General features: G+C 67.8%; 24 protein-coding genes. 14 read left to right on the top strand and 10 right to left on the bottom strand.

The genetic code is table 11. The annotated features are described in order from the left end of the window. Positions 1 to 22: 22 nt before the first annotated feature. Positions 23 to 3,562: a glycosyltransferase gene (locus AC3WQA_RS12785; protein ID WP_492675422.1), complete on the bottom strand. Its 3,540-nt coding sequence runs from the start codon at positions 3,560 to 3,562 to the stop codon at positions 23 to 25. After that, positions 3,555 to 4,721: a trans-sulfuration enzyme family protein gene (locus tag AC3WQA_RS12780; protein ID WP_492675421.1), complete on the bottom strand. Its 1,167-nt coding sequence runs from the start codon at positions 4,719 to 4,721 to the stop codon at positions 3,555 to 3,557. Before AC3WQA_RS12780 ends, AC3WQA_RS12785 begins: the two co-directional genes overlap by 8 nt. A 171-nt stretch (positions 4,722 to 4,892) precedes the next feature. Between AC3WQA_RS12780 and rfbB the strand changes: the two genes are divergently transcribed. The 5 genes from rfbB (at position 4,893) to AC3WQA_RS12755 (ending at position 9,796) form a co-directional block, all read left to right on the top strand. Next, positions 4,893 to 5,942, top strand: coding sequence for a dTDP-glucose 4,6-dehydratase (gene rfbB, locus AC3WQA_RS12775; protein ID WP_492675420.1), 1,050 nt, complete (start codon positions 4,893 to 4,895; stop codon positions 5,940 to 5,942). Continuing rightward, complete coding sequence (gene rfbA, locus AC3WQA_RS12770; protein WP_492675419.1) at positions 5,939 to 6,823, top strand: glucose-1-phosphate thymidylyltransferase RfbA; 885 nt, start codon at positions 5,939 to 5,941, stop codon at positions 6,821 to 6,823. The genes rfbB and rfbA overlap by 4 nt, the downstream gene beginning before the upstream one ends. Next, on the top strand, positions 6,820 to 7,377 hold the full coding sequence (rfbC, locus tag AC3WQA_RS12765; RefSeq protein ID WP_492675418.1) for a dTDP-4-dehydrorhamnose 3,5-epimerase: 558 nt from the start codon (positions 6,820 to 6,822) through the stop codon (positions 7,375 to 7,377). Before rfbA ends, rfbC begins: the two co-directional genes overlap by 4 nt. After that, the gene (gene rfbD, locus AC3WQA_RS12760; RefSeq protein ID WP_492675417.1) at positions 7,374 to 8,309 is read left to right on the top strand and encodes a dTDP-4-dehydrorhamnose reductase; all 936 of its coding nucleotides are present in this window, start codon (positions 7,374 to 7,376) and stop codon (positions 8,307 to 8,309) included. Before rfbC ends, rfbD begins: the two co-directional genes overlap by 4 nt. A gap of 74 nt (positions 8,310 to 8,383) precedes the next feature. Further along, complete coding sequence (locus tag AC3WQA_RS12755; RefSeq protein ID WP_492675416.1) at positions 8,384 to 9,796, top strand: mannose-1-phosphate guanylyltransferase/mannose-6-phosphate isomerase; 1,413 nt, start codon at positions 8,384 to 8,386, stop codon at positions 9,794 to 9,796. A gap of 70 nt (positions 9,797 to 9,866) precedes the next feature. Here AC3WQA_RS12755 and AC3WQA_RS12750 read toward each other — a convergent pair whose 3' ends face one another. The 7 genes from AC3WQA_RS12750 to AC3WQA_RS12720 form a co-directional block, all read right to left on the bottom strand. Next, positions 9,867 to 10,628: an SURF1 family protein gene (locus AC3WQA_RS12750; protein ID WP_492675415.1), complete on the bottom strand. Its 762-nt coding sequence runs from the start codon at positions 10,626 to 10,628 to the stop codon at positions 9,867 to 9,869. Positions 10,629 to 10,632: 4 nt separating this feature from the next. Continuing rightward, positions 10,633 to 11,826, bottom strand: a complete 1,194-nt coding sequence (locus AC3WQA_RS12745; RefSeq protein ID WP_492675414.1) for an ATP-binding protein — start codon at positions 11,824 to 11,826, stop codon at positions 10,633 to 10,635. A gap of 68 nt (positions 11,827 to 11,894) precedes the next feature. After that, positions 11,895 to 13,724, bottom strand: coding sequence for a glutamine--fructose-6-phosphate transaminase (isomerizing) (gene glmS, locus AC3WQA_RS12740; RefSeq protein ID WP_492675413.1), 1,830 nt, complete (start codon positions 13,722 to 13,724; stop codon positions 11,895 to 11,897). A gap of 90 nt (positions 13,725 to 13,814) precedes the next feature. Further along, positions 13,815 to 15,185, bottom strand: coding sequence for a pyridoxal-phosphate dependent enzyme (locus AC3WQA_RS12735; protein ID WP_492675412.1), 1,371 nt, complete (start codon positions 15,183 to 15,185; stop codon positions 13,815 to 13,817). A gap of 177 nt (positions 15,186 to 15,362) precedes the next feature. Beyond that, positions 15,363 to 15,581, bottom strand: a complete 219-nt coding sequence (locus AC3WQA_RS12730; protein WP_492675411.1) for an HP1242/YdcH family protein — start codon at positions 15,579 to 15,581, stop codon at positions 15,363 to 15,365. Positions 15,582 to 16,217: 636 nt separating this feature from the next. Beyond that, a complete protein-coding gene (locus AC3WQA_RS12725) occupies positions 16,218 to 16,826 on the bottom strand; it encodes a hypothetical protein (protein ID WP_492675410.1) in 609 nt (202 codons plus the stop codon). Then, positions 16,823 to 17,602: a DUF4398 domain-containing protein gene (locus AC3WQA_RS12720; RefSeq protein ID WP_492675409.1), complete on the bottom strand. Its 780-nt coding sequence runs from the start codon at positions 17,600 to 17,602 to the stop codon at positions 16,823 to 16,825. The genes AC3WQA_RS12725 and AC3WQA_RS12720 overlap by 4 nt, the downstream gene beginning before the upstream one ends. On the opposite strand from AC3WQA_RS12720, the gene AC3WQA_RS12715 reads away from it, so the two are divergent. Continuing rightward, positions 17,550 to 18,674 (top strand): PilT/PilU family type 4a pilus ATPase, encoded by a 1,125-nt coding sequence (locus AC3WQA_RS12715; protein ID WP_492675408.1) that lies wholly within the window; start codon positions 17,550 to 17,552, stop codon positions 18,672 to 18,674. The two genes, AC3WQA_RS12720 and AC3WQA_RS12715, sit on opposite strands and share 53 nt — an antisense overlap. A gap of 81 nt (positions 18,675 to 18,755) precedes the next feature. Here AC3WQA_RS12715 and fdxA read toward each other — a convergent pair whose 3' ends face one another. Next, positions 18,756 to 19,079, bottom strand: a complete 324-nt coding sequence (gene fdxA, locus AC3WQA_RS12710) for a ferredoxin FdxA (RefSeq protein WP_492675407.1) — start codon at positions 19,077 to 19,079, stop codon at positions 18,756 to 18,758. 178 nt (positions 19,080 to 19,257) lie between these two features. Here fdxA and ccoN point away from each other — a divergent pair, with 178 nt between their 5' ends. The 8 genes from ccoN to AC3WQA_RS12670 all read left to right on the top strand — a co-directional run bounded on the left by ccoN (position 19,258) and on the right by AC3WQA_RS12670 (position 25,565). After that, positions 19,258 to 20,724, top strand: a complete 1,467-nt coding sequence (gene ccoN, locus AC3WQA_RS12705) for a cytochrome-c oxidase, cbb3-type subunit I (protein ID WP_492675406.1) — start codon at positions 19,258 to 19,260, stop codon at positions 20,722 to 20,724. Positions 20,725 to 20,838: 114 nt separating this feature from the next. Then, positions 20,839 to 21,489, top strand: coding sequence for a cytochrome-c oxidase, cbb3-type subunit II (gene ccoO / locus AC3WQA_RS12700; RefSeq protein ID WP_492675405.1), 651 nt, complete (start codon positions 20,839 to 20,841; stop codon positions 21,487 to 21,489). After that, the gene (locus tag AC3WQA_RS12695; RefSeq protein WP_492675404.1) at positions 21,486 to 21,668 is read left to right on the top strand and encodes a cbb3-type cytochrome oxidase subunit 3; all 183 of its coding nucleotides are present in this window, start codon (positions 21,486 to 21,488) and stop codon (positions 21,666 to 21,668) included. The genes ccoO and AC3WQA_RS12695 overlap by 4 nt, the downstream gene beginning before the upstream one ends. Further along, positions 21,665 to 22,576 carry a cytochrome-c oxidase, cbb3-type subunit III gene (gene ccoP, locus AC3WQA_RS12690; protein WP_492675403.1) on the top strand — a complete coding sequence of 304 codons (912 nt, stop codon included), beginning with the start codon at positions 21,665 to 21,667 and terminating at the stop codon, positions 22,574 to 22,576. Before AC3WQA_RS12695 ends, ccoP begins: the two co-directional genes overlap by 4 nt. Further along, a complete protein-coding gene (locus AC3WQA_RS12685; RefSeq protein WP_492675402.1) occupies positions 22,557 to 22,760 on the top strand; it encodes a hypothetical protein in 204 nt (67 codons plus the stop codon). Before ccoP ends, AC3WQA_RS12685 begins: the two co-directional genes overlap by 20 nt. Beyond that, a complete protein-coding gene (locus AC3WQA_RS12680; RefSeq protein WP_492675401.1) occupies positions 22,757 to 24,973 on the top strand; it encodes a heavy metal translocating P-type ATPase in 2,217 nt (738 codons plus the stop codon). Before AC3WQA_RS12685 ends, AC3WQA_RS12680 begins: the two co-directional genes overlap by 4 nt. Further along, entirely contained in the window at positions 24,970 to 25,161 is a 192-nt protein-coding gene (ccoS, locus tag AC3WQA_RS12675; RefSeq protein ID WP_492675400.1) for a cbb3-type cytochrome oxidase assembly protein CcoS, read from the top strand. Before AC3WQA_RS12680 ends, ccoS begins: the two co-directional genes overlap by 4 nt. Next, entirely contained in the window at positions 25,158 to 25,565 is a 408-nt protein-coding gene (locus tag AC3WQA_RS12670) for a group III truncated hemoglobin (protein ID WP_492675399.1), read from the top strand. The genes ccoS and AC3WQA_RS12670 overlap by 4 nt, the downstream gene beginning before the upstream one ends. Positions 25,566 to 25,582 lie beyond the last annotated feature (17 nt).

Genomic DNA, 25,582 nt, shown 5'->3' with positions numbered 1-25,582 from the left:
TCAATGAATCGTAGCCGTGCCCTCAACGGGCGCGGCGTTTCGCGGCCTCAACCAGGTTCGGCCAATCCGTATCGCGGGAGACAATGCGCCACAAGGCCTCCTCCGAGAACCGCTCGCGCACGAAGTCCTGCGACATGCGCGACACCTTCTCCCAGAGGGCATCGTCCCGGAGAAGAGTGACGATCTTTGCCGCCATCGCCGCCGGTTCGTCACTCACTTGAAGGAAGGACTGCGCGTCCTGTAGCCCTTGCGCACCGGTGGTGGTCGTGATGCAGGGCAAGCCGAAACGCATCGCCTCGATGACTTTGCCTTTCATGCCACCACCGAAGCGCAACGGAGCAACCGCGACCCGCGACGCGTCATATCGACGCGCGAGCTCCTCGTCGGAAACGAAACCGGTGACGGTCACGAAGTCATTGCCCAGTGCCTTCACTTCGTCCGTGGGACTGGAGCCGACCAGGTAAAGATGCGTACCAGGCGCCGCACGCTGCACCAGCGGAAAGACTTCAGACGCAAACCAGCGAGCGGCATCGACGTTCGGCGCGTGCGCAAATCCTGCCACGAAGACCAGATCGCGGCGCTCCGCCAGGTTGCGTCCGGGATCATCCGGGAAGCTGTCATACGCGTACACCGGGATGGTGTGCGCCTGGGCCTTGTTTCCGCTCTCCCGGAGCCAGTTCGCTACGCGTTCCGTCTCGCCGTCGGCCGGATAGTAGACGGTGTCGACCTTCGACCAGACTTCCTGCTCCATCCGGGCGAAGCGCTCGCGTTCGCGCCGCAATTCCTTGCCGGGCTGGACCTTCATTTGCTCATCGATGCGCAAATGATGGATGTCGTGCCCGTAATAGAGGATATGTGCCGTGGAATGGCGTCGGATGGCGTCGATGAATTCCACGGATACGTGCGGCCGGCTGAGCAGGACACAGTCCACGAAGCGACCGTTCTCGCGCATCCAGTCCTCGAAACCCTTGTGGTATTCAGACCCATAGACAACTTCGATGCCGGCGTCCTGGAGCGGAATCGTGTAGACCGGGTCGTACCAGAGGTTCCCCGGCCAGAACTTCACTTCGATGCCTCGCCTGCGGAACATCTGCATGAACTGCCACATCGTACGCGACCCGGCGTCCCGATCCGGTTGCGGAACGTAGTGGTCGATCACGAGCACAACCGGCCGGCCGGCCGTGCGTCCGCGGGCAATCGCCACCTGCTCCGCATTCGGGAAATGATGTGCCTCGAGCTCCCGCCTCCAACGCTCATGAAACTTGCGTTGGTTCTCGACCTGATAGGCCTTGATGCCGGCGTTGAGGTCGGTGCCGTGCGAAACACCCTCGTGGTGGATCACCACGGAACGCGGCTGGTAATAGACCTTCAATCCATGCGCGCGCACCTTGAACGCCAGGTCGGTGTCCTCGCAATAGGCAGGCACGTATATTTCGTCGAAACGCCCAAGCTCATCGAATAGCGCGCGCAGGATCAGCAGGGAAGCGCCTGAGCAGTAGTCCGCCTCGCGCAGATAGCTGTAGACACTGCGCTCCGGAGCATCCAGCCGGCCATAATTCCAGGCGCTGGCATCACTCCATACAATCCCGCCCGCTTCCTGCAGGCGACCATCCGGATAAACCAGCTTGGAACCGACCATGCCGCAGTCGGGCTGCTGCTCGAATACGTCGAGCATGGCGTCCAGCCAGCCAGCCGTCACCTCGGTGTCGTTGTTGAGGAGATAGAGGTACTCGCCACGGGCCAAACCGGCAGCGCGATTGCACGAGCGCAGGAAACCCAGGTTTTGCGGGTTACGCTCATAGCGCAATCCGGGTACGCCAGCCAGGGCATCGATGTGGCTGTCGCCGGAAGCATCCTCAACCACCAACACCTCAACCGGCGCCTGCGGCATATTGGCCGCGATCGAGCGCAGGCACGCTGCCGTAACCGGAAGATTCCCGTACGCAGGAACGAGGATCGTGACTCGCGGATTCTGGGTCGCCGGGAAAGCAATCCCCGCAAGTAACGCAACACCCGACGATGCGTCATCGACACCCGACGCCACATCCATGGAAGCGACCTGCCTATCTGTCGATGGTTTCGGTCGTCGCCGCGCATATCGCGCCATTCGTGTTGCGACGCCGGCACGAAAAGCGTGGAAATCACCACGCATCAGCATGGCCAGCCCGCGCAGAGGCGCAGTCACCCTCCAGGATCGCGAATTCAGGAGTGTGTTGTAGTTCCCGCTCAAGACGGCAAATTCCCTGTTCAGGGAACCAATGCGGGCGTCGAGTCCCATCAGCTCCTGTCTACGCAACTCCAGTTCACGCTCACGTTCTTCTGAAAGCGATTGCGCAGCAGCCAGCTCCCTCTGCAGGCCCTTCGCCCAGGCCACCGTCTGCTCGTGCTCGGCTACCGTCCGCGCATGTGCCGTGCGCAACTCGCCCAGGTCGTGATCCAAACCCTTCGCCCAGGCCACCGCCTGCTCATGCTCGGCCACCGTCCGCGCATGTGCCGTGCGCAACTCGCCCAGGTCGTGATCCAAACCCTTCGCCCAGGCCACCGCCTGCTCATGCTCGGCCACCGTCCGCGCATGCGCCGTGCGCAACTCGCCGAGTTCACGATCCAGTCCCTCGGCCCACCGACTGCGCGCGTCCAATTCGTTGCTGAGCTGGACACGCGCCGCCGCTTCGCGTTGCGCTGCCCGCGTGCGCTCGGCCGACAGTTCCTCGCATACGCCACGGTAAGCAGCCTGCCCAGGTCGCAGCCGTGCCGACAAGCCTTGTATGGCAGACCAGGCGTCCGCCTGAACCGCCCCCTGCCACTGCAGGTACGCTTCGACGCAGATCGCGGCCCATCCGCCTGTCGGGGCCAGGCCATCAGAGTGCTGATGCCGCCCCTTCCTGTCGAGAAAGGCGCCCACGGCAGACTGGCGATCCTCCCAGCCATCGGGCCCATTCAGGCCAAGTGTCACGGCAAGGTCGCGCAACACACCTTGCCAGTCCGCCAGCAGCGCGGCATAGGTCAACAGGTGACGGCGGCAGCCGCGGCTGGCAACCTCGGCGTCGACCAGATGGTGCAACCACAACAGGTGCGCAGTCTCGGGCATGGCCACGCCGCTGCGCGCCGCAAGCGAGGCGGCCACTTCCTCCGGGTGGCGCACAACCAGGGCAAAAACCGGTTCGATGCCCATATCGCGCAGCACGTCGCGCCATAGCGGCGCGGTGCGGCACAGGCGCGGATCCTTGAGCGCCCATAACACATCGCCGGAGAACTCGCGTTCGACCCAGGCACGTATGGCGTCGCGCGCCGTCTGCGCCGCCGCGCTCGCTTGCCAACCTTCCGGCATCGCGCGCACGTCGTCCCAGCGCCGATCCAGCGCATCCAGCAAGGCGTCGTTGATCGCTACCGCGTCCTCGTTTTCCCAGAAACCCTTCGGGTTGTCGACCGCCGGCGCCATCAGGTGGTTGCCCATAGGCACGCCGAGAGCGTTCAATGCCCCCGCGAACGCCGAGGTGCCGCTGCGATGCATGCCCAGCACCAGCAGCGCCTGCCGCGAGGCAGCTCCGTTCAACTTAGCCAAGCGCGTGCCCCAGCTCGGCGCGCAGGTCGGCCACATCCTCCACCCCCACCGACAAGCGCACCAAGCCATCGCTGATGCCCAGCTTCTTGCGGTTGGCGGCCGGCACCGAAGCGTGGGTCATGATGGCGGGATGCTCGATCAGGCTCTCCACGCCGCCCAGCGACTCGGCCAGCGCGAACAGCTCGCAGCGCTCCAGCATGCGGCGAGCCTTCTTCAGGCCGCCCTTGACCTCGATGGTGACGATGCCGCCGAAGCCGTGCATCTGGCGCTTCGCCAACGCGTGCTGCGGGTGGCTCTTGAGGCCGGGGTAGATCACGCGCTCGATGGCCGGATGCTTTTCCAGCCAACCGGCCAGTTCCAGCGCGCTGGCGCAGTGCTGGCGCATGCGCAGGTGCAGGGTCTTCAGGCCGCGCATGGCGAGGAAGGCATCGAACGGGCCGGCCACGGCGCCCACCGAGTTCTGCAGGAAGGCCATGCGTTCGGCCAGCTCTACGCTACCCGCCACCACGATGCCACCCACCATGTCGGAGTGGCCGTTGATGTATTTGGTAGCCGAGTGGACGACAAGGTCGGCACCGAATTCCAGCGGGCGTTGCACCATCGGCGAGCAGAAGGTGTTGTCCACGGCGAGGATCAGCCCGTGCTTCTTCGCGAAGGCGGCGACCTTGGCCAGGTCGACCAGCTTGAGCATGGGGTTGGTCGGCGTCTCGGCCCAGATCATGCGCGTGTTGGGCTTGAGCGCTGCCTTGAGCGCCGCCGTGTCGTTCAGGTCGACGAAGCTGAAATCCAGCCCCGCGCTGCGCCGGCGCACGCGCTCGAACAGGCGGTAGCTGCCGCCGTAGAGATCGTCCATCGCGATCACGTGGCTGCCGGTATCCAACAGATCGAGCACGGTAGCCGCGCCCGCCAGGCCGGAGCCGAAGGCGAAGCCGGCCACGCCGCCTTCCAGATCCGCCACGCAGCGCTCGTAGGCCATGCGCGTGGGGTTCTGGGTGCGCGAGTATTCGTAGCCCTTGTGCTTGCCCGGGCTCTCCTGCACGTAGGTGGAGGTGGCGTAGATCGGCGTCATGATCGCGCCGGTCGAAGGATCGGGATGCTGGCCGGCGTGGATGGCGCGGGTGCCAAAACCCAGCTTGGCGGAGGAGGTCTTGTTAGGCATGTCGGGCAACCGTGCTGATCGGGGCCATACGGCCGCGGAATGGGTGAACGCATATTGTACCGGCGCAGCCTACGCCTGCCTTAATGAAACGCTTCGCGCGTGCCGCCGGATTTGAGCCGCTTGGCGAGCATGCGAGAATGGACGCCCGTCACCACACGGATCGCGTGCCCCATGCAGACCCTACTCGTCACCGGCGGCGCCGGCTTCATCGGCGCGAATTTCGTGCTGCAGGCGGTGGCCGACGGCCTCGCCGTGGTGAACCTGGACAAGCTCACCTACGCCGGCAATCTCGACACGCTGGCCGCCCTGAACGGTGAAGCGCGTCACACCTTCGTGCAGGGCGACATCGGCGACCGCGCGCTGGTGGCAAGGCTGCTGGCCGAGCACCGGCCCGACGCCATCGTGAACTTCGCCGCCGAATCGCACGTGGATCGCTCCATCGACGGCCCAGCCGAATTCGTGCAGACCAACGTGGTGGGCACGCTGGGCCTCTTGGAATGCGCGCGCGACTACTGGCGCGGCCTGGAGGGTACCGCGCGCGAGGGCTTCCGCTTCCTGCACGTCTCCACCGATGAGGTGTACGGCTCGCTGGGCGAAACCGGCATGTTCACCGAGACGACGCCGTACGCGCCGAACTCGCCCTACTCGGCGTCCAAGGCCGCCTCCGACCACCTGGTGCGCGCCTTCCACCACACCTACGGCCTGCCCACGCTCACCACCAACTGCTCGAACAACTACGGGCCGTTCCAGTTTCCCGAGAAACTCATCCCGCTGGTCACCGCCAAGGCGCTGGCCGGCGAGCCGCTGCCGGTCTACGGCGACGGCCTGAACATCCGCGACTGGCTGTTCGTCGGCGACCATTGCAGCGCGATCCGCCGCGTGCTGGACGCCGGTCGCATGGGCGAAACCTACAACGTCGGCGGCAATGCCGAGCGCACCAACCTGACCGTGGTGAAGACGATCTGCGCGCTGCTGGACGCGCGCCGTCCGCTGGCCGATGGCCGCGCGCGCGAGTCGCTCATCACCTACGTGCGCGACCGCCCAGGCCACGACCGCCGCTACGCGATCGACTCCAGCAAGCTGCAACGCGAGCTGGGCTGGAAGCCGGCGCAGACCTTCGAAAGCGGCATCGCGGCCACGGTGGACTGGTACCTCGACCACCAGCCATGGGTGCAGCGCGTGCTCGATGGCAGCTATCGCATGGAGAGGCTGGGCGCATGAACATGAAAGGCATCATCCTCGCCGGCGGCTCCGGCACCCGGCTGCACCCGATCACCCGCGCGGTGAGCAAGCAGCTGTTGCCGGTGTACGACAAGCCGATGGTCTACTACCCGCTGGCCACCTTGATGCTGGCGGGCATCCGCGAGGTGCTCATCATCAACACGCCGCACGAGCAGGCGATGTTCCAGCGCCTCCTGGGTGACGGCTCGCAGTGGGGTTTGGACATCCATTACGCCGTGCAGCCCTCGCCCGATGGCCTCGCACAGGCCTTCACCATCGGCCGCGATTTCCTCGCCGGGCAGCCGAGCTGCCTGGTGCTGGGCGACAACATTTTCTACGGCGTTGGCTTCACCGAACGCCTGAAGCGCGCCGCCGCGCGCGTTCACGGCGCCACCGTGTTCGGCTACTGGGTGAAAGACCCGGAGCGCTACGGCGTGGCCGAATTCGACGCCTCGGGCCGCGTGATCGGGCTGGAGGAAAAACCCGCGCAGCCAAAGTCACACTACGCCGTCACCGGCCTGTATTTCTACGACGGCCGCGTATGCGACTATGCCGCCTCGCTCAAGCCCTCGCCACGCGGCGAGCTGGAAATCACCGACCTCAACCGCTGCTATCTCGACGACGGCTCGCTGCACCTGGAACAACTCGGCCGCGGCTACGCCTGGCTGGACACCGGCACGCACGAATCCCTGATGGAAGCGGGCAACTACATCCAGACCATCGAGAACCGGCAAGGCCTCAAGGTGTGCTGCCCCGAGGAAATCGCCTATCTCAACGGCTGGATCGACGCCGAGCGGTTGCAGCAGCTGGCCGTGCCGCTGGCCAAGACCGGCTACGGCCAGTACCTGCAACAACTGCCGCAAAAAGGGCTGGCACGATGAAAGTCATCGAAACGCGCTTGCCCGGCGCCCTGGTGATCGAACCGCAGGTGTTTGGCGATGCCCGCGGCTTCTTCTACGAAAGCTACAACCAGGCCAAGTATCGCGAAGCCGGCATCGACCACGTATTCGTGCAGGCCAACGTGTCGCGCTCGGCGCGCGGCGTGCTGCGCGGCCTGCATTACCAGTGGCCGAGCCCGCAGGGCAAGCTGGTCAGCGTGCTCGAAGGCGAGGTGTACGACGTGGCGGTGGACATCCGTCGCGGCTCGCCCACCTTCGGCCAATCGGTGGGCGTGATGCTCACCGCTGACAACCACCGCCATTTCTGGATACCGGAAGGCTTCGCGCACGGCTTCTGCGTGGTCTCCGAATTCGCCACCTTCAGCTACCAGTGCACCGCGCTGTACGACCCCAGGGCCGATGCCGGCATCCGCTGGAACGACGCTCGGCTTGCCATCGACTGGCCGATCAGCGAGCCGTTGCTGTCGGACAAGGACGGCAAGACGCCGCTGCTCGCCGACGTACCCGCCGAACGCCTGCCGACATACACGCCATGAAGTTTCTGCTGCTCGGCGCCAACGGCCAGCTCGGCCGCAGCTTCATCGAGGATGGCGGGCTCGCCGCGCGCGGTGAACTGATCGCCGCCAGCCGCGATGGCCAGCGTTTCGATGGCGAGCGCATCGAAGTAGCCGACCTCGCCGAGCCCGCCGCGCTGGACGCCCTGCTCGACCGTGTGCAGCCCGAGGTGATCGTCAACGCGGCCGCCTATACGGCCGTGGATCGCGCCGAGCAGGAAGAAGCGCTGGCCACCCGCGTCAACAGCGAGGCGGTCGGCGTCGTGGGCCGCTGGGCCGCCGCGCATGGCACGCTGGTGGTGCACTACTCCACCGACTACGTGTTCGATGGCGCGGCCAGCACGCCATATGCCGTCGATGCGCCCACCGCGCCGCTGGGCGCCTATGGGCGCAGCAAGCTCGCCGGCGAACGCGCCCTGCGCGACAGCGGCGCCGCACATTTCATCTTCCGCACCGCCTGGGTGTACGCACCGCACGGCCAGAACTTCCTGCGCACCATGCTGCGCGTGGGCACCGAGCGCGACGCGCTGCGCGTGGTGGCCGACCAGTTCGGCGCGCCCACTTCCGCCGCCCTCATCGTGGCCGGCACGCTGGCCGCGCTGGATGCCTGGCGCAACGCCGGTGCGGCCACGCGCCGCGCGCTGGAAGGTACGCATCACCTGGTCGCCAGCGGCCACACCAGCTGGCACGGCTTCGCCAGCGCGATCTTCGCCGGCGCGGTCGAGCGTCACCTGCTGCCACGCGCGCCGCAGGTGGCGGCGATCACCACCGCCGACTACCCCACGCCCGCGCAGCGCCCGGCCTGGTCGGTGCTGGACAACACCGGCTTCCAGCAGCGCTTCGGCTATGCTTTGCCGGATTGGAAGGCCGGCCTGGCCGACGTACTGGATGCGCTCGCGCGGCAGTGCGTTTGATGCCTCTGTAGGAGCGGCTTCAGCCGCTCCTGTGCAATGCCCGGACAGTCGTCGCAGACAAAGGCAAACCCACCATGCTCATTCCCTTGATCCTCAGTGGCGGCAGCGGCACCCGCCTGTGGCCCGTCTCGCGCAAGAACCTGCCCAAGCAGTTCCTCTCGCTGGCCGGGCAAGGCACGCTGTTCCAGCAGACCATCGCACGCACCCGCAACCTGCCCGAGGTGGCCGCGCCCATCGTGGTGGCCAGCGAGGATCACCGCTTCCTCGCCGCCGAGCAGTTGCGCGAGGCCGGCGTCGACGGCGGCACCGTGGTGCTGGAGCCGCTGGCACGCAACACCGCGCCGGCCATCGCGCTGGGCGCGCTGGAAGCGCTCAAACGCGATACGCAGGCGATGCTGCTGGTGCTGCCCGCCGATCACCTGATCGTCGACACCGCCGCCTTCGTGGCCGCCGTGGAGCGCGCATTGCCGGCGGCGCGCGATGGCTGGCTGGTCACCTTCGGCATCCGCCCCGACCGCGCTGAAACCGGCTTCGGCTATATCCGCCGCGGCGAGGCTATCGGCGACGACGCGTTCCGTGTCGAACGCTTCGTGGAGAAACCCGATCTCGCCACCGCCGAAGGCTACCTCGCCGACGGCGGCTACGACTGGAACTCGGGCATGTTCCTGTTCCGCGCCGACCGTTACCTGGAAGAGCTGGGCACGCATGCGCCGGCGATGCTTGCCGCCGTGCGCGCCGCGCACGCGCAGGCCGCCAGCGACCTCGACTTCGTGCGCGTGGACAGGGAAGCCTTCGCCCAGGTGCCGGAAGACTCCATCGACTACGCGGTGATGGAAAAAACCGCCCGCGCCGCCGTGATCCCGACCAGCTGCGGCTGGAGCGACATCGGCTCCTGGTCGGCGCTGTGGCTGGCTGGCGCGCGCGATGCGGACGGCAACCTGCGCGAGGGCGACACGCTCGCGGTGAACACGCGCAACTCGCTGCTGCGCTCGCACGAGCGCCATCTCATCGCCACCGTGGGCGTGGAGGATCTGGTGGTGGTGACCACGCCCGACGCCACCCTGGTCGCGCACCGCGACGCGGCGCAGGACGTGAAGAAGATCGTCGAGCAGCTCAAGGCCGCCGGCCGCAGCGAGCACTCCTTCCACCGCGTGGTGCACCGCCCGTGGGGCAGCTATGACTCGCTGGAAGCCGGCGAGCGCTTCCAGGTGAAGCGCATCGTGGTGAAGCCCGGCGCGTCCTTGAGCCTGCAAAAGCACCACCATCGCGCCGAGCACTGGATCGTGGTCTCCGGCACCGCCGAAGTCACCTGCGACGACAAGGTGTTCCTGCTCGCCGAGAACCAGAGCACCTATATCCCGCTGGGCAGCACGCACCGCCTGCGCAACCCCGGCAAGCTGGCGCTGGAGCTGATCGAAGTGCAGTCCGGCAGCTACCTCGGCGAGGACGACATCGTGCGCTACGACGACGTCTACGGGCGGGCGTAAAAACCGTGGGCGCGGCAGCGAGTGGTGTCAGCCGCGGCCCCCCCTCACCATGGTCGGGCTGGCGCCGCTGCTACGGCAGCGGCGCCCTCAAGCGCCTGCGCAAGCGCCACTCGTCGCGTACCACGTAGATACCAGCACCCAGCACCATCAGCGCCAGCACATACCAGGTGATGAGGTAGTTGAGGTGGTGGTTGGGAAAGTGCACCACCGTCAGGCCGCCACGTGGCCAAGTCGATGCCGCGCCCGCATCGGCATCCACGAAGTACGGCGCCACATCCTGCAGGCCGCGCGCTCTTGCGATCGCCGGCACGTCGCGGGTGTACCAGGTGTCGGTGGCGGTGTCGTTGTGGCGGAGCAGGCCGGACGGTTCGCTGATGCGCAGCAGTCCAGTGACCGTGGCCTCGCCACTCGGCGGCGCCGGGCAGCGGCCCTGGAGGTCGCACCAGCCCTCCGGGGCGAAACCGCGATTCACCAGCACGACGCTGCCGTCGGCACGGCGCAGCGGGGTGAGTATCCAGTAGCCGCTGCCCAGTTCGGTGGCCGTCCACACGCGCGTCTGCCGGTCGCCCAGCCAGGTGCCATGCAGCCGCACGTGGCGGTATTCGGCGCCGGCGGCGGTAAGGCTTGGCCACTGCGCCGGCCCGGGCGCATCCACCGGCGCGGCATGCACGCGCGCATTGGTGTGCACGATCAAGGCCTCTTTCCATGCCAGCCGATGCACCTGCCAGGTGCCCAGCACCACGAAGCCGGCGAACAGCACCACGCCCAGCATGGCCAGCAGCACGAGCGCCAGCGGGCCACGCACTTCGCGTTCGGTGGCAGTGTGGCTCATGCGTCTACCCCTGTTTCCAATCGTCACCGGGCAGGCTTCGCCGCATGAAGGCATCGAACATCGGCACGGTGAAGGCCGTGTCGCCGTGGCTGGGACTCCAGATCATGCCCTTGGCGATCAGGTGATTGCGCGTGGGTGCCAGCGCGGTGACCTTGCGCCCCAGCACGGCGGCGATGTCGCCGGAGCGGTGCGGCCCGGCGCCCAGCTCGGCCATCGCCCGCAGGTAGATTTTTTCCGTCGTCGTGAGGCGGTCGAAACGCACGCGGAAGAAGCTCTCGTCCAGTGCGGCCGTCGCCTCGATCGCGGCCGTCTCGACGTCCGCCAAGCGGATCGGCGAGGCCATCGCCACGTCCCAGGCATGCTTGCCCCACTCCTGCAGGAAATAGGGATAGCCCTCGGTGGCCGCCACCATGCGTGCGATGGCCGCCGGCTCGATGGCTACGCCCAGCTCACGTGCAGGGATTTCCAGCGCGGCACGCGCCGCCGCCTCATCCAGCGGCCCCACGAACGGAAAATCGAACAGGCGCTCGGCATAGGACTTCGCCCGTCCCATCTGTCCGGGCAACTGCGGCAGGCCGGCGCCCACCAGCATCACCGGCACCTGCTGCTGCGCGCAGCGATGCAGCGCGGTGATGAGCGCGGCCAGTTGCGTTTCCTCCACGTACTGCAGTTCGTCCACGCACAGGATCAGCGCTGTGCCGGCGGCCTTGGCGGCACTCCCGGCAGCCTCCAGCAGCGCCTGCAGGTCGTGCTCCAGATCGCCGTTGTCGGCGAGGCCGGCTTCGGGCTGCAAGTCGATGCCGACCTCGATGTCGGCGTATTTCAGCTTCAAGGACTTGGCAAAGCCGGCCAGGGCGCGCAAGGCGCGGTGGCCCAGCTCGCGCGCCTGTTCGGAGCGCGACAGGCGCAGCAGCGCCTGCCGTAGTTGCGGCGCCAGCATGGCCGGCAACGAGCGGCCTTCCGGCGCTTCCACGCGCAAGGTGTGCATGCCGCGTGCCTCGGCCTGCTCGCGCATGCGGTCGAGCAGCACGGTCTTGCCCGCGCCGCGCAGGCCGATCATCAGCACGCTCTTGGCTTGCCGGCCGACGCGGATGCGCTGGGTGGCGATATCCACGGTGCGCAACAGTTCATCGCGCCCGGCCAGCTCCGGCGGTGGCGTGCCGGCGCCCGGCGCATAGGGGTTATCGACGGGGTTCATGGCGACACCATAGCAAAGTTAGTGAAATTATCAAATGTAGATAACATCGCCAACCTTGCCAACAAGACCTACTCCACCGTCACCGACTTGGCGAGGTTGCGCGGCTGATCGACGTCGGTGCCGCGCAGCACGGCGACGTGGTAGGCGAGCAGCTGCAATGGCACGGTGAACACGGCAGGGGCGATGAAGTTGCCGCCAGCGTCGATGCGCAGCACGTGGCCGCGGGCGGGATTGCCGTCCATCGGCGCCTCGCGGTCGGCGAACACGATCAGCTCGCCACCACGCGCGCGCACTTCCTGCAGGTTGGACTTGAGCTTGTCCAGCAGCGGGCCATTCGGCGCCACCGCCACCACCGGCATGTCCTCGTCCACCAGCGCCAACGGGCCGTGCTTCAGCTCGCCGGCGGGATAGGCCTCGGCATGGATATAGGAGATTTCCTTGAGCTTGAGCGAGCCTTCCAGCGCCACCGGGAACTGCGCGCCGCGGCCGAGGAACAGCGCGTGGTGGCGCGGAATGAAATGCTCGGCCAGCTCGACGATCTGCGGTTCCAGCCGGAGCGCCTGCTCGATCGAACGCGGCAGCGCCTGCAGTTGCGCGCACAGGTCGAGGTAGCGCGCCTCGTCCAGCCCGCGCGCCTTCGCCAGTTGCAGCGACAGCAGCGCCAGCGCGGCGAGCTGGGTGGTGAAGGCCTTGGTGGAGGCCACGCCGATCTCGGGGCCGGCGCGCGTCATCAGCTTGAGGTCGGCCTCGCGCACCACCGAGGACTCGGGCACGTTGCAGATCGCCAGCGTGCCGAGGTAGCCGCGCCGCTTCGATTCGCGCATCGCGGCCAGCGTGTCAGCGGTTTCGCCGGACTGCGAAATGGCCACGAACAGCGTGTCCTCCGGCACCACCGCCTCGCGGTAGCGGTACTCGCTGGCGACCTCCACCATCACCGGCAGGCGCGCGAATTCCTCGATCCAGTATTTCGCCACCAACCCGGCGTGGTAGCTGGTGCCGCAGGCAATGATGTGCACGCCGCGCGCCTTGGCCAGCAGCGCGTCGCCGCCCACGCCGAAGATATTGGGCAGCACGCCATGCGCGCCGAGGCGCGACTCCAGCGTGTCGGCCACCGCGCGCGGCTGCTCGAAGATTTCCTTCTGCATGTAGTGACGGTATTCGCCGCGCTCCACCGCGTCGGTGGACAGCTCGCTCTCGTGCAGCGCACGCACCACCGGCGCACCGTCGAGGCCGAACACCTGCACGCCATCGCGGGTGATTTCGACGACATCGTCCTCGTCCAGGTAGATCATCTTGTTGGTGACCTGGATCAGCGCCTGCGCATCGGAGCCCAGGAAGTGCTCGCCGATGCCCACGCCCACCAGCAGCGGCGCACCGCGGCGCGCGCCCACCACCTTGCCCGGCTCATCGCGGCTGATGACCGCGATGGCGTAGGCGCCTTCCAGCCCGCGCACCACGGCCAGCACCGCCTCGCGCAGATTGGCGCCGCCGGCGCACTGCTGCTCGATCAACGCGGCGATCACCTCGGTATCGGTTTCGGAGGTGAACACATGGCCCTTGGCCTTCAGCGTCTCACGCAGGCTGGCGTAGTTCTCGATGATGCCGTTGTGCACGAGGGCGATACGGCCGGCGACATGCGGATGTGCGTTGGCTTCGTTGGGCACGCCGTGGGTGGCCCAGCGCGTATGCGCGATGCCGGTACCGCCGGGAAACGGCGCGGCCAGATACTGCGCCTCCATCTCGCGCACCTTGCCCTTGGCGCGCACGCGGCGGATCGCGCCATCGTGCAGCACGGCGAGTCCGGCCGAATCGTAGCCGCGGTATTCCAGCGCCTTGAGCCCGGCGATCAAGAGCGGCGCCACGTCGCGCTGGGCGGTGGCGGCAACGATTCCACACATGGCAAGACTCCGTGATCGGGCGACGCTGGCGAAGGCGGCGACTCTGCCGCCCGCGCGTTTCAACCGGCTTTCGACCGCGCAGGCATACCCTCAGTTCACCTTGCGGCGCAGCCAATTCAGCAGATCGATGCGGGTGATGAGGCCGAGGAACTGCTCGCCGTCCATCACGATGGCCACGTGGCCACGCTCGAACACCGGCAGCAGCGATTCGACCGGCGCACGCACGTCGAGCTTCTGCAGATCCGCGATCATCGCCACGGCGACCTTGTCGCGAAAGCGCGTTTCGTCGGCGTGCACGTGCATCAGCACGTCCGACTCGTCGACGATACCCACCAGCTGATTGCCGTCCATCACCGGCAACTGCGAGACGTCGTACAGCTTCATGCGGGTATAGGCGGTGATCAGCAGCTCGTGCGGGCCGACCACCACGGTGTCGCGCTTGGCGAAGGGGCGCAGCAGCAGGTCGCGCAGGTCGCCGTGCTGCTCGCGGTCGAGGAAGCCGTTGTCCAGCATCCAGTAGTCGTTGTAGAGCTTGGAGAGGTACTTGTTGCCGGTGTCGCAGACCAGGGTCACCACCCGCTTGGGCGCGGTCTGCTCGCGGCAATACTTGAGCGCGGCGGCGAGCAGGGTGCCGGTGGAGGAACCACCCAGCACGCCCTCCATCGCCAGCAGCTCGCGCGCGGCGAGGAAGCTCTCCTTGTCGGTGATCGCATAGGCCTGCTTCACCCGGGTGAAGTCGCTGATCGGCGGCAGGAAATCCTCGCCGATGCCTTCCACCAGCCAGCTCGCCGACTTGGTGGAGAGCGTGCCCTCGTTGATGTACTGGGCGAGGATGGAACCCACCGGGTCGGCCAGCACGATCTCGGTGTGCGGCGAGGCCTTGGCGAAGAATTGCGACAGGCCAGTCAGCGTGCCCGACGAACCGCAACCCACCACGATGGCGTCGACGCGGCCGTCCATCTGTTCGAGGATTTCCGGCCCGGTGCTTTCGATGTGCGCGCGCGGGTTGTCGGGGTTGCCGAACTGGTTGATGAAGTATGCCCCCGGGGTTTCCTGCGCGATGCGCGCGGCCATGTCCTGGTAGTACTCGGGGTGGCCCTTGGCCACGTCGGAGCGGGTGAGCACCACCTCGGCACCCATCGCCTTGAGGTTGAAAATCTTCTCGCGGCTCATCTTGTCCGGCACCACGAGGATCAGCCGGTAGCCCTTGGCCTGCGCCACCAGCGCGAGGCCCAGGCCGGTGTTGCCGGCAGTGCCCTCGACCAGGATCGCGCCGGGCGCGATCTTGCCGGCCTTCTCCGCGCCCTCGATCATCGACAGGCCGATGCGATCCTTGATGGAACCGCCCGGGTTCATGTTCTCCAGCTTCAGGTGCAGCTCGCACTTGCCGGTGTCGAGGCGCTGCGTGCGCAGCATCGGAGTGTGGCCGATCAGTTCGAGTACGCTTTGCTGGATCGTCATGGTGGCTTCCGTGGAGTGGGATCGGCGCTCGTGCGCCGAACAGTGCCGCCATTTTAGAGGACGCCGACACGCCGCAGCAGGGCGCGCCTCCGGCCGGCCTGAAACGTCGCGGCCCCGGCAACTTCCTGGAAGCTGCCGGGGCCGGCGGATCGCGGGGATGCGGGGCGCGCTGTACGGCTACGCGCGACGGCCTTCCCACATGCGCTCCAACCTCGCCTTGGCATGCAGTTTTTCCCTCTTCATGCTGCCAAGGGTGACATCGTCGAGCGGCAGCACGCCGATTTCGGCGTCGTGCACCTTGCTGTCGAGTTCCCGGTGGTGCTGGAACAGCCGGCGGAATTCCGCATCGGCCCTCATCAATGCTTCGACGTCATCACGCTGCTGGTTTTCGAACATGATCCAACCTCCTCGTGAGTGAGCAAGCGGGCGCCGGCTGGCGCCCTCCCGCCCGTCCACCTCACACGCGCACCCCCACCCGCCCGCACCGGCAAGCCGGGTAACGGGCGAAGCGTGAACGAAGGGGTGCGGGCATGGGGCTACCGGCGGTCATGGAGCGGAACGGCTCCACGGAAGTTGACCCTACTCCGCCCAGAAAAGTGCCGCAAGCCTCCACGGGAACGGTGGTGGCGAATTGTCACGGCACGGTGAAATTCGCATTAAAAGCTGCCAAAACAGCAAGTTGCATGCCATGCAAAATCACTGCTTCCGCACCGGGCGCAGCCTCCGCCGTGCGCCGGGGCGGCGCCCGTCGTCACGGCAGCGGGGCTGGCTGCGAAAGCCCCGCGCTGCGCGCCGGAGCAAGCAATGGACGACCTGGACGAGTGTCGCGCCCCGGCAATCGTTCGTCCTGAGCGCAGCGGAATCGAAGGACGTTGCCCTTCGACTTCCTCGCTCCGCAGAACGCGACCACCCATGGCCAGCCCTCCGCGTCGGCCCTTCGGGCTGACGCTGCCATGACTTCAATCAGGACGGACGAGGCACAAGCCGGCGCGCCACGGCGGCGCGCATCGGTGCGTGGGGGATGGCCGACCGCTATGGCTTGCCGCCATCCTGCTGCATCTGCTCGCGCATCGCCTTGGCGGCCTTGGCGGCCAGCGCGGCCTCGTGCTTCGCTGCGCGCGCCACCCGCGCCTGCGCCTCGGCCAGTTTTTTGGCCTTGGCGGCTTCGGCCTGGGCCTGCTCGGCGGCTTGCGAATAGGCCTGGCCCTGCGCCTGCAGGCGCTGCGCCTCTTCCTGCGCCATCTGGTATTGCAGACGCTGGCGCTCCAGTTCGCGGTGGGCCGTCTCGGCCTCGCGGCGGGTATTTTCGAGCTGGATCTGGTCGTGCTCGCGATCGAGCTGGGCCAGCTTGGTGCGGGCGTCCTGCAACTGCGCCGAAGCGCGCGCCAGGTCGACCCGTCGCTCGGCCAGGTACAGCGCATGCGGGCGCTCGCGCGAGCCGGACTGCGCCAGTTGGGCGATGGCGTTGCGCGCCAGCGACTGCTCGGCCTGGGCGTAGCCACCCAGCACCGGATCGCCAGCCAGCTGGTTCAGGCTGCCGGTAAGCCGGCTGACGTCGATGTCGTCGCGTTTCGCCTGCGCGGCACTGGCCAGGCCGAGGCCAAGCATCAGGGCAGTCGCCCACACGAATGTACGCTTCATGGCTGTTCTCCCGCGGCATCGGACGCGGAGGAGGCAGCGGCCGGAACCTCGCCCGGCACGCTCTGGAAACCCTGCCCGCCGGGCGGTGCGGTGAGCATGGAGGCCGGCGGCGCCGGCATATCTTCCTGCGGCGCGGCCGCCGGCATCGGCGCCGGACCGGCTGGCGGCGGGGCGGAACTTGCGCCGGCCGGCAGCGGCAGCGGCTTGGCGAATTCCGCCGCCGCGGCTTCGGCCGCTGCGGCGCCCTGCTCGCGCAGGCGGGCATTCTCGGTCATCTTGTCCTGGATCTGCGCGCGCGCGCCGCCCAACCCGGCCTTCACCCGCGCCAACTCGGCATCGGCCCGCGACTCGGCGGCAAGGTCGGCCGCCTGCGCATATTTGCGCGTGGCCATGGCGGCTTGCGCCTGCTGGAACTTGTCCCTGGCAAAGCCGAGGTCGACCGGGTCGTAGTCGGCCGCGCCGGCGTCACTCGCCGCCTGCAACTGCGCCTGCGCCTGATTCATCGCCTCGTTGGGTGGAGGAGCGCTGGCGCAACCGGCCAGAGCCAGCCCGCCAGCCAGCAGGGCCAAAGCCAGCAACGACCTTGTGAACCCCGGAATCCGGGCCAGGTCACGGCGCGGCGAAAGGGATGTGTGCACCATCACGCATTCCTGATTAAGCTTCAGCGCATATTGTGTGCGTGCACAATCGTTCATTGCAACGTGATCCAACAGGGGATTTGACGTGGACATCGGATACTTCCTCAAGCTTATGGTCGACAAGGGCGCTTCGGACATGTTCCTGTCCACCGGCGCCCCGGTGAACATCAAGGTCGAGGGCAAGCTCTACCCGCTGGGCAATACCGGATTGCCCGGCGGCATGGTGAAGAAGATCGCCTACTCGCTGATGGACGAGGGCCAGGTGCCGCAGTTCGAGCGCGACCTCGAACTCAACATGGCGCTGGCGGTGAAGGAAGCCGGGCGCTTCCGCATCAACGTGTTCAAGCAGCGCGGCGAAGTGGGCATGGTGATCCGCGCGATCAAGAGCGAGATCCCCAACGTCGAACAACTGCAGCTGCCGGCCATCTTCCGCAACCTCATCATGGAGCCGCGCGGGCTGATCCTGGTGGTGGGCGCCACCGGCTCGGGCAAGTCGACCACGCTGGCCTCGATGATCGACCACCGCAACACCAACTCCGCGGGCCACATCCTCACCATCGAGGATCCGATCGAATACCTGCACCGGCACAAGCGCTCCATCGTCAACCAGCGCGAGGTGGGGCTGGACACCCACACCTACCACGAGGCGCTGAAGAACGCGATGCGCGAGGCGCCCGACGTCATCATGATCGGCGAGATCCGCGACACCGACACCATGGAGGCGGCGATCTCCTTCTCCGAAACCGGCCACCTCTGCCTGGCCACGCTGCACTCCAACAACGCCGACCAGACGCTGGAGCGCATCCTGAACTTCTTCCCCGAATCGGCGCACAAGAACGTGCTGATGAACCTCGCGCTGAACCTCAAGGCCGTCATCAGCCAGCGCCTGGTGATCGGCAAGGACGGCCGCCGCCTGCCCGCCGCCGAGGTGCTGCTGAACACGCCCCTGATCCGCGACATGATCCGCCGCGGCCAGATCCACGAGATCAAGGAAGCGATGGATCGCAGCCTGCAGGACGGCATGCAGACCTTCGACCAGTCGCTGTACCGCCTCTACAAGGAAGGCCGCATCGAATTGGAGGAGGCACTCAACAAGGCCGACTCGCGCGATGGCCTGGCGCTCAAGATCCGCCTTGCCGAAGGCGGTGGCAGCAGCAACGACACCAACGCGCTGGCCGGCGGCAACGACCCGTATGGCATGGGATTCTGAGCCACACCGTCGGCAGGCCAAGCCGGCGGCAAACCGCCGGCCGGGAGCCCGGGCAAGTGCGCGCCTGACCGGCGGACGGCGTCACCGCTTGAGCAGCGGCAGCTTGTCCGGCACGCCATCCCACTGGTCGGCATCGTCCATGCAGGGAATCTTCTCGGTGATGACCGGCCACTGCTTGGCCAGTTCGGCGTTCAGTGCCAGGTAGCCCTCCTGCCCCGCCGGCACGTCCAGTTCGGGGAAGATCGCGTTGACCGGGCACTCTTCCACGCACAGGGTGCAGTCAATGCACTCGTCGGGGTCGATCACCAGGAAGTTGGGGCCTTCGTGGAAGGCATCCACCGGGCAGACCTCGACGCAATCGGTGTGCTTGCAGTTGATGCAGTTGTCGGTGACGACGTGGGTCATGGGACGGCCATCCCGGCGTTTCGAGGACGCGCACAGCATCGGTCGTCACACCGGCCATGCGCCATGACCTGCATCATGGGGCGCCGGCGGGCGGGCAAATTGCCGCAGCCCCCTGACGCATGTCACCGCGACGCGCTTTAGTACTGCGAAAATACCCTCTTCATCATCGGGGATACGCATGCCCACCACCGAGTATTACAACGACAAGGTCGTTCGCCAGTTCCTGCTGGCTGCTGCCGTCTGGGGCATCATCGGCATGTCGGTGGGCGTGTACATCGCCGCCGAGTTGTACTGGCCGGCGCTGAACTTCGACATCCCCTTCATCACCTTCAGCCGCCTGCGTCCGGACCACACTTTCGGCGTGATCTTTGCCTTCGGCGGCTCGGCGCTGATCGGCACCTGCTACTACGTGGTGCAGCGCACCGGCCACGCGCGGCTGGCCTTCGACCGGTTGGCCGGCTTCACCTTCTGGGGCTGGCAGATCGTCTGCGTGCTGGCGATGGTGTCGATGCCGGCCGGCCTCACCACCAGCAAGGAATACGCCGAACCGGAGTGGTGGATCGCGCTGTTCACCGCGGTGGTGTGGGTGTGCTTTGGCGTGGTGTTCTTCGGCTCGCTGGCGCGCCGCCGCATCAAGCACATCTACGTGGCCAACTGGTATTACGGCGCCTTCATCATCGCGGTAGGCCTGCTGCACATCGTCAACCACCTCTCGTTGCCCGTGTCCTGGACCAAGTCCTACCCGATCTACGCCGGCGTGGTCGATGCGATGGTGCAGTGGTGGTACGGCCACAACGCGGTGGCGTTTTTCCTCACCGCCGGCTTCCTCGGCATGATGTATTACTTCGTGCCGCGCCAGGCCGGGCAGCCGCTGTGGAGCTACCGCTTCTCGATCGTCAATTTCTGGGCGCTGATCTCGGTCTACATGTGGGCCGGCGCGCACCACCTGATGTACACCGCCCTGCCCGACTGGGTGCAGTCGGTGGGCATGGCGTTCTCGCTGGTGCTGCTGATGCCGAGCTGGGGTTCGGCGGCGAACGGCCTGATGACCTTCAACGGCGTCTGGCACAAGCTCAAGGACGACCCGGCGATGAAGTTCATGGTGATGTCGCTGGTGTTCTACGCCGCCGCCACCACCGAGGGCTCGATGATGGCGATCAAGACGGTGAACTCGCTGTCGCATTACACCGACTGGACGATCGCCCACGTGCACTCCGGTTCGCTGGGCTGGGTGGCGATGATCACCATCGGTTCGCTCTACGCGATGGCGCCGCGCGCGCTGGGTCGTCCGGCAATGTACTCGCACAAGGGCATGGAAGTGCACTTCTGGCTGCACATCCTGGGCACCCTGTTCTACGTGGGCGCGATGTGGACCGCCGGCATCACCGAAGGCGAGATGTGGCGCGCCACCCTGCCCGACGGCGCGCTCAAGTACGGCTTCCTGGACAGCCTCATCGCGATCAAGCCGATGTACGTGATCCGCTGGCTGGGCGGCGTGCTCATCCTCTCGGGCATGTGGGTGATGGCGTGGAACCTGTGGCACACCGCTGCCGACGCCCGCGCGCACCTCATCAAGCCGATCCCGGTGCCGATTCCCGAACCCGTCGCGCACCAGATCCCGGCACCGCTGCCGGCGGTCAACTGATGCGCTCGTCCATGAGCGCCGCTTCGGCCGGTTTCCCGCCGCGGGCAGGCGGCGGGCGGCGGCACGTTCAACCGCGGTCATCCGTGACCGCACTTTCCAGGAAGAGCTGATCCCATGGCTTACAAGCATTTCGAGGCGATCGAAAAGCACGCCGGCATGCTCGGCGTGGGCATCGCCATCATGGTGTCGCTGGGCGGCCTGGCCGAAATCACCCCGCTGTTCATGCAGGCACACGAGGTGAAGGCACCGGTGGGCGTGAAACCCTACGACGCACTGCGCCTGGCCGGGCGCGACGTCTACGTGGCGAACGGCTGCTACCTCTGCCACTCGCAGATGATCCGCGCGCTGCGCTTCGAGACGGAACGCTACGGCCACTATTCCACCGCCGTCGAGTCGGTCTACGACCGGCCGTTCCAGTGGGGCTCCAAGCGCACCGGCCCCGACCTCGCCCGCGTCGGCGGCAAGTACTCCGACGACTGGCAGCGCATGCACCTGATGGACCCGCGCAGCGTGGTGCCGCAATCCAACATGCCCGGCTTCCCGTGGCTGGCCAAGAACACCATCGATGGCGCCGACATGCAGGCGCGCATGCGCGTGCTGCGCAAGCTGGGCGAGCCATACACCGACGCGCAGATCGCCGCCGCGCCGGAGGCCGTCAAGGGCAAGACCGAGATGGATGCGCTGATCGCCTACCTGCAGGGCCTGGGCATCGACAACGAGCCCGCCGGCACCGCGCCGCCCGCCAGCGACGGAGGTGAGCCATGAACCCGATCTGGGGCGTCGTGGCCGGCGTGATGATCGTGCTGATGATGGTGTCCTTCATCGGCATCTGGATCTGGGCCTGGCGCAAGCACCACAAGCCGACGTTCGACCAGTTGGCCAGCCTGCCGATGGAAGACGACTACCCGCCCATGGATGGCGCAAGCAAGGAGAAAACGCCATGAGCCTCGGCTGGTCGATCTGGGTGATGTTCCTGGTGGTCTTCAACATGGGCATCACTTTCTTCCTGTTCGTGTGGGGCCCGCGCGCGAAGATTCCGCAGGCGCCCGACGGCACCACCGGCCACTCGTGGGCGCACGGTGCCATCCGCGAGGGCCTGCGTCGGCTGCCCACGTGGTGGATCGTGCTGTCCGCCTCGATGTACGTCTCCGCCTTCATCTACCTGGTGCTCTACCCGGGCTTCGGCAACCACAAGGGCGCCCTGCACTGGACCTCGCACGGCCAGCTGGCGGCCGAACAGGCGGTCAACCAGGACAAGCTCGACCCGCTGCTGCAGCGCTTCATGCTCTACACCCCCGAGCAACTGGCCGGCGACCCTGCCGCGCAGCAGCTCGGCAAGGTGTGGTTCGAGGACAACTGCGCCGCCTGCCACCAGCGCAGCGGCAAGGGCAACATGCAGCTCGGTGCGCCCAACCTCACCGACAGCGACTGGCTCTACGGCGGCAGCGGCAAGGACATCACCACCTCGATCCATGATGGCCGCAACGGCGTGATGCCGGCCTGGGCCAGCCTGGGCGAGGACACCGTGAACAACCTGGTGCAGTACGTGCTGAGCCTCTCGGGCCGCCCGCACGATGCGAAGATGGCAGCCGTGGCCGAACCCATCTTCAAGTCCACCTGCGCGGCCTGCCACGGCGCCGACGGCAAGGGCAACATCGCGATGGGCGCACCCAACCTCACCGACCAAATCTGGCTGCACGGCAGCACCGTGGCCGACATCCACAAGACCATCCACGATGGTCGCCAGGGCCATATGCCGGCGTGGAGTCAGCGCCTCACCGACCAGCAGATCCAGGTGATGGCGGCCTACGTCTATCACCTCTCGCATCCTGATGTCCGCGCCGCCGACTAAACCCGACGGCCGCTGGTACCGCCAGCCGTTCCTGTGGTTCGGCCTGGCGGTGTTCGTGGCCTCCGTCGCCGGCTGCGCGTGGATCATCGTGGCCAGCATCCGCAGCGCCGACACCCCCTTGCAAACCACGCACACCGTGTTCGGCGTGCCCGTCAGCGCACACAGCACGCCGCCACCGCGATGAACGCGCACGCCGTCTGGGCCCACCCGCAGCTGCTTGCGCAGGTGCTGCGCCCACGCCGCGACGGCCGCAATGAAGTGGTGCTGCGCGTCGAGGCGCTGGGCGAGCCGCGCCGCGCGCTCATGCTGGAACAAGCCATCCGCGCCCTGCCCGGCGTGCACCGCGTGGCCATCCTGCCGGCCGCGCGCCGCCTGCGCGTGGTGTGGGACGGCCCGCGCCTCGCGCTGGGCACCCTGCTGGAGCACTGCGCCGCGCTGCAGTGCCCCGCGCAGCCGCTGCCGCAGGACGACGCCGATGAGGCGCGCGCCGCCGAGCTGCACGACGCGCTCAAGCGCCTGCTGGTCGCTGGCATGTGCATGATGCAGGTGATGGCCTATGCCTTCGTGATCTACATCGGCGTGGTCGACTTCGTGGATTTCACCACGCGCGGCCTGTTCCGCTGGCTGGGCTTTCTCACCACCATTCCACTGGTGGCCTACTCGGCACGGCCGTTCTTCGACGGCGCCGTGCGCGAACTGCGCGAACGCCGCCTGGGCATCAATCTTCCGGTGGCGCTGGCGGTGGCGCTGGTATTTCTCGCCAGCGCCTTCAACACGCTGCGCGGCGCGGGCGAAGTCTATTTCGACTCGGTAAGCATGTTCGTGTTCCTGTTGCTCGTCGCGCGCTACGTGGAGCGGCGCGCCCGCGCGCGCGGCGACGCGCAGGGCGATGCCGCGCTCGACGCCGCACCGCTGCTGGCCCAGCGCATCGGCGCCGACGGCGTGCTGGAAACCGTGCCCGCGCTGGCGCTCGTCCCCGGCGACTGCGTGCACCTGGCCGAAGGCGCCAGCGTGCCGGCCGACGGCGTGCTGGAAAGCGCCAGCGCACAGGTGGACGAAGCCCTGCTCAGCGGCGAGTCACGCCCGGTGCTGCGTCATCGCGGCGAGGCGCTGGTGGCTGGCAGCGTGCTGCTGGACGGCCCCGCCCGCCTGCGCGTGGAACGCAGCGGCGAGGCCACCACCCTCGCGCGGCTCGGCGCGCTGGCCACACGTGCGCGCGCCGCGCGCCAGTACGCCACCGGCAGCGACCGCGAGATCACGCGCTTCGTGCTGCGCGTGCTCGTGCTCACCACGCTCACCGCCATCGGCTGGCTGCTGGTCGATCCCGCGCGCGCCTTCGATGCCGCGCTCGCCGTGCTGGTGGTGGCCTGCCCCTGCGCGTTCGCGCTCACCGCGCCGGCCGCCTTCACCCGCGCGTTCGCCGCGCTGGCCCGCCACGGCGTACTGGTGACCGACGGCGGCGCCCTGCTGCGGCTCGCCCGGGTGGACACCGCCCTGTTCGACAAGACCGGCACGCTGGGCGTGCCGCAACTCACCCTGGACGGCGTGCAGTCCCTGCGCGGCGACACCCGCGAAAGCGTGCTCGCGCGGGCCGGCGCGCTGGCCCGCGAAAGCTCGCATCCGCTGGCGCGCGCGGTGGCCGCGGCGGCGGGTGCTGGTGCGCTGCGCGCCGAGGGCGTGATCGCCAGCGCCGGCGCCGGCCTCGCCGGCCGTGTGGACGGCCGCGCGTTGCGGCTGGGCCGCGCCGATTTCGCCTTGCCCGGCGGTCACCGCGAGGCACCTGACGAAGCCCTGCTGCTGGCCGACGCCGACGGCGCCATCGCCACCTTTCGCCTCGCCGAACAGCCGCGCCCCGACGCCCGCGCCACGCTGGATGCGCTGCGCGCCGACGGCATCGCCCTCAGCCTGGCCAGCGGCGACGCCAGCGAGCGCGTGGCCATGCTGGCACAGGCGTTGGCCATCCCGGACTGGCGCGCCCGGCAAACGCCGGAGGCCAAGCTCGGCCGCCTGCACGAGCTGCGCGCGCAGGGCCACGCGGTGCTCGCGGTGGGGGACGGCAGCAACGACGCTCCCCTCCTCGCCGGCGCCGACGTCTCTGCCGCACTGCAGGGCGGCACCGCGTTGGCCCAGGCGCAGGCCGACCTGCTGCTGATGGACGGCCAACTGACCGGGCTCGCGCAGGCGCGCACGCTCGCCCGCGAGGTGCAGGCCGTCATCGCGCAAGGCCGGCGCTGGTCGCTGGCGTACAATCTGTGCGCGGTGCCGTTCGCCGCGCTCGGCGTCGTGCCGCCGTGGCTGGCCGGCATCGGCATGTCGGCCAGCTCGCTGGTGGTGGTGCTGAACGCGCTGCGCGTCGGCCGCGACGCCGGCGCCGCGCCACGGGAGTCGCGTCCATGAACGTCATCCTGATCCTGATTCCGGTCACCGCGCTGGTGGTGCTGATCGGCGTGGCGCTGTTTTTCTGGGCGGTGAACCACCAGCAGTTCGACGACCTGGACAGCCCCGGCACGCTGCCGCTGCTGGACGACGCCACGCCCGAGACCACCGCACCGGCCACCTCCGAATCCGACCCGACCCCCCCATGAGCACGTTGGACGAAACCCGCATCGCCACCCTGGTCGACCGCTTCTACGAGAAGGTGCGCGTCGATCCCGACCTCGGCCCCGTCTTCAACGCCGTGGTGCACGACTGGGACGCGCACAAGGCCCTGCTCACCCGCTTCTGGTGCTCGGTGGCGCTGCGCGCCGGCACCTACCAGGGCAACCCGATGGCCGCGCACCGCGCGCAGCCGTCCATCCGTACCGGGCACTTCGTGCGCTGGCTGGCACTGTGGCAGGAGACCACCGGCGAGGTGCTGGACGCCGACGCCGCCGAGGAGATGCGCGGCTACGCCGGGCGCATCGGCCGCGGCCTCAGCATGGGCATGGGCCTGGCTCCGCCGGCGACCGCGGCGCAGCCGTTCGGCCTCCCCGTCGTGGGCGCAGGCTGAAGGTTAGGGAACTCCTC

The sequence above is a fragment of the Rhodanobacter sp. FW106-PBR-R2A-2-24 genome, from assembly GCF_058789615.1.
Note: the sequence above shows the minus strand (reverse complement) of the source record. Positions and strands in the feature narration are given on the sequence as shown.

What these genes read in the sequence shown, in the direction of transcription:
- AC3WQA_RS12780 (WP_492675421.1), bottom strand. Translation starts at nt 4,721, where the DNA reads ATGCCTAACAAGACCTCCTCCGCCAAGCTGGGTTTTGGCACCCGCGCC.
- rfbB (WP_492675420.1), top strand. Translation starts at nt 4,893, where the DNA reads ATGCAGACCCTACTCGTCACCGGCGGCGCCGGCTTCATCGGCGCGAAT.
- rfbA (WP_492675419.1), top strand. Translation starts at nt 5,939, where the DNA reads ATGAACATGAAAGGCATCATCCTCGCCGGCGGCTCCGGCACCCGGCTG.
- rfbC (WP_492675418.1), top strand. Translation starts at nt 6,820, where the DNA reads ATGAAAGTCATCGAAACGCGCTTGCCCGGCGCCCTGGTGATCGAACCG.
- rfbD (WP_492675417.1), top strand. Translation starts at nt 7,374, where the DNA reads ATGAAGTTTCTGCTGCTCGGCGCCAACGGCCAGCTCGGCCGCAGCTTC.
- AC3WQA_RS12755 (WP_492675416.1), top strand. Translation starts at nt 8,384, where the DNA reads ATGCTCATTCCCTTGATCCTCAGTGGCGGCAGCGGCACCCGCCTGTGG.
- AC3WQA_RS12750 (WP_492675415.1), bottom strand. Translation starts at nt 10,628, where the DNA reads ATGAGCCACACTGCCACCGAACGCGAAGTGCGTGGCCCGCTGGCGCTC.
- AC3WQA_RS12745 (WP_492675414.1), bottom strand. Translation starts at nt 11,826, where the DNA reads ATGAACCCCGTCGATAACCCCTATGCGCCGGGCGCCGGCACGCCACCG.
- glmS (WP_492675413.1), bottom strand. Translation starts at nt 13,724, where the DNA reads ATGTGTGGAATCGTTGCCGCCACCGCCCAGCGCGACGTGGCGCCGCTC.
- AC3WQA_RS12735 (WP_492675412.1), bottom strand. Translation starts at nt 15,185, where the DNA reads ATGACGATCCAGCAAAGCGTACTCGAACTGATCGGCCACACTCCGATG.
- AC3WQA_RS12730 (WP_492675411.1), bottom strand. Translation starts at nt 15,581, where the DNA reads ATGTTCGAAAACCAGCAGCGTGATGACGTCGAAGCATTGATGAGGGCC.
- AC3WQA_RS12725 (WP_492675410.1), bottom strand. Translation starts at nt 16,826, where the DNA reads ATGAAGCGTACATTCGTGTGGGCGACTGCCCTGATGCTTGGCCTCGGC.
- AC3WQA_RS12720 (WP_492675409.1), bottom strand. Translation starts at nt 17,602, where the DNA reads ATGTCCGAAGCGCCCTTGTCGACCATAAGCTTGAGGAAGTATCCGATG.
- fdxA (WP_492675407.1), bottom strand. Translation starts at nt 19,079, where the DNA reads ATGACCCACGTCGTCACCGACAACTGCATCAACTGCAAGCACACCGAT.
- ccoN (WP_492675406.1), top strand. Translation starts at nt 19,258, where the DNA reads ATGCCCACCACCGAGTATTACAACGACAAGGTCGTTCGCCAGTTCCTG.
- ccoO (WP_492675405.1), top strand. Translation starts at nt 20,839, where the DNA reads ATGGCTTACAAGCATTTCGAGGCGATCGAAAAGCACGCCGGCATGCTC.
- AC3WQA_RS12695 (WP_492675404.1), top strand. Translation starts at nt 21,486, where the DNA reads ATGAACCCGATCTGGGGCGTCGTGGCCGGCGTGATGATCGTGCTGATG.
- ccoP (WP_492675403.1), top strand. Translation starts at nt 21,665, where the DNA reads ATGAGCCTCGGCTGGTCGATCTGGGTGATGTTCCTGGTGGTCTTCAAC.
- AC3WQA_RS12685 (WP_492675402.1), top strand. Translation starts at nt 22,557, where the DNA reads ATGTCCGCGCCGCCGACTAAACCCGACGGCCGCTGGTACCGCCAGCCG.
- AC3WQA_RS12680 (WP_492675401.1), top strand. Translation starts at nt 22,757, where the DNA reads ATGAACGCGCACGCCGTCTGGGCCCACCCGCAGCTGCTTGCGCAGGTG.
- ccoS (WP_492675400.1), top strand. Translation starts at nt 24,970, where the DNA reads ATGAACGTCATCCTGATCCTGATTCCGGTCACCGCGCTGGTGGTGCTG.
- AC3WQA_RS12670 (WP_492675399.1), top strand. Translation starts at nt 25,158, where the DNA reads ATGAGCACGTTGGACGAAACCCGCATCGCCACCCTGGTCGACCGCTTC.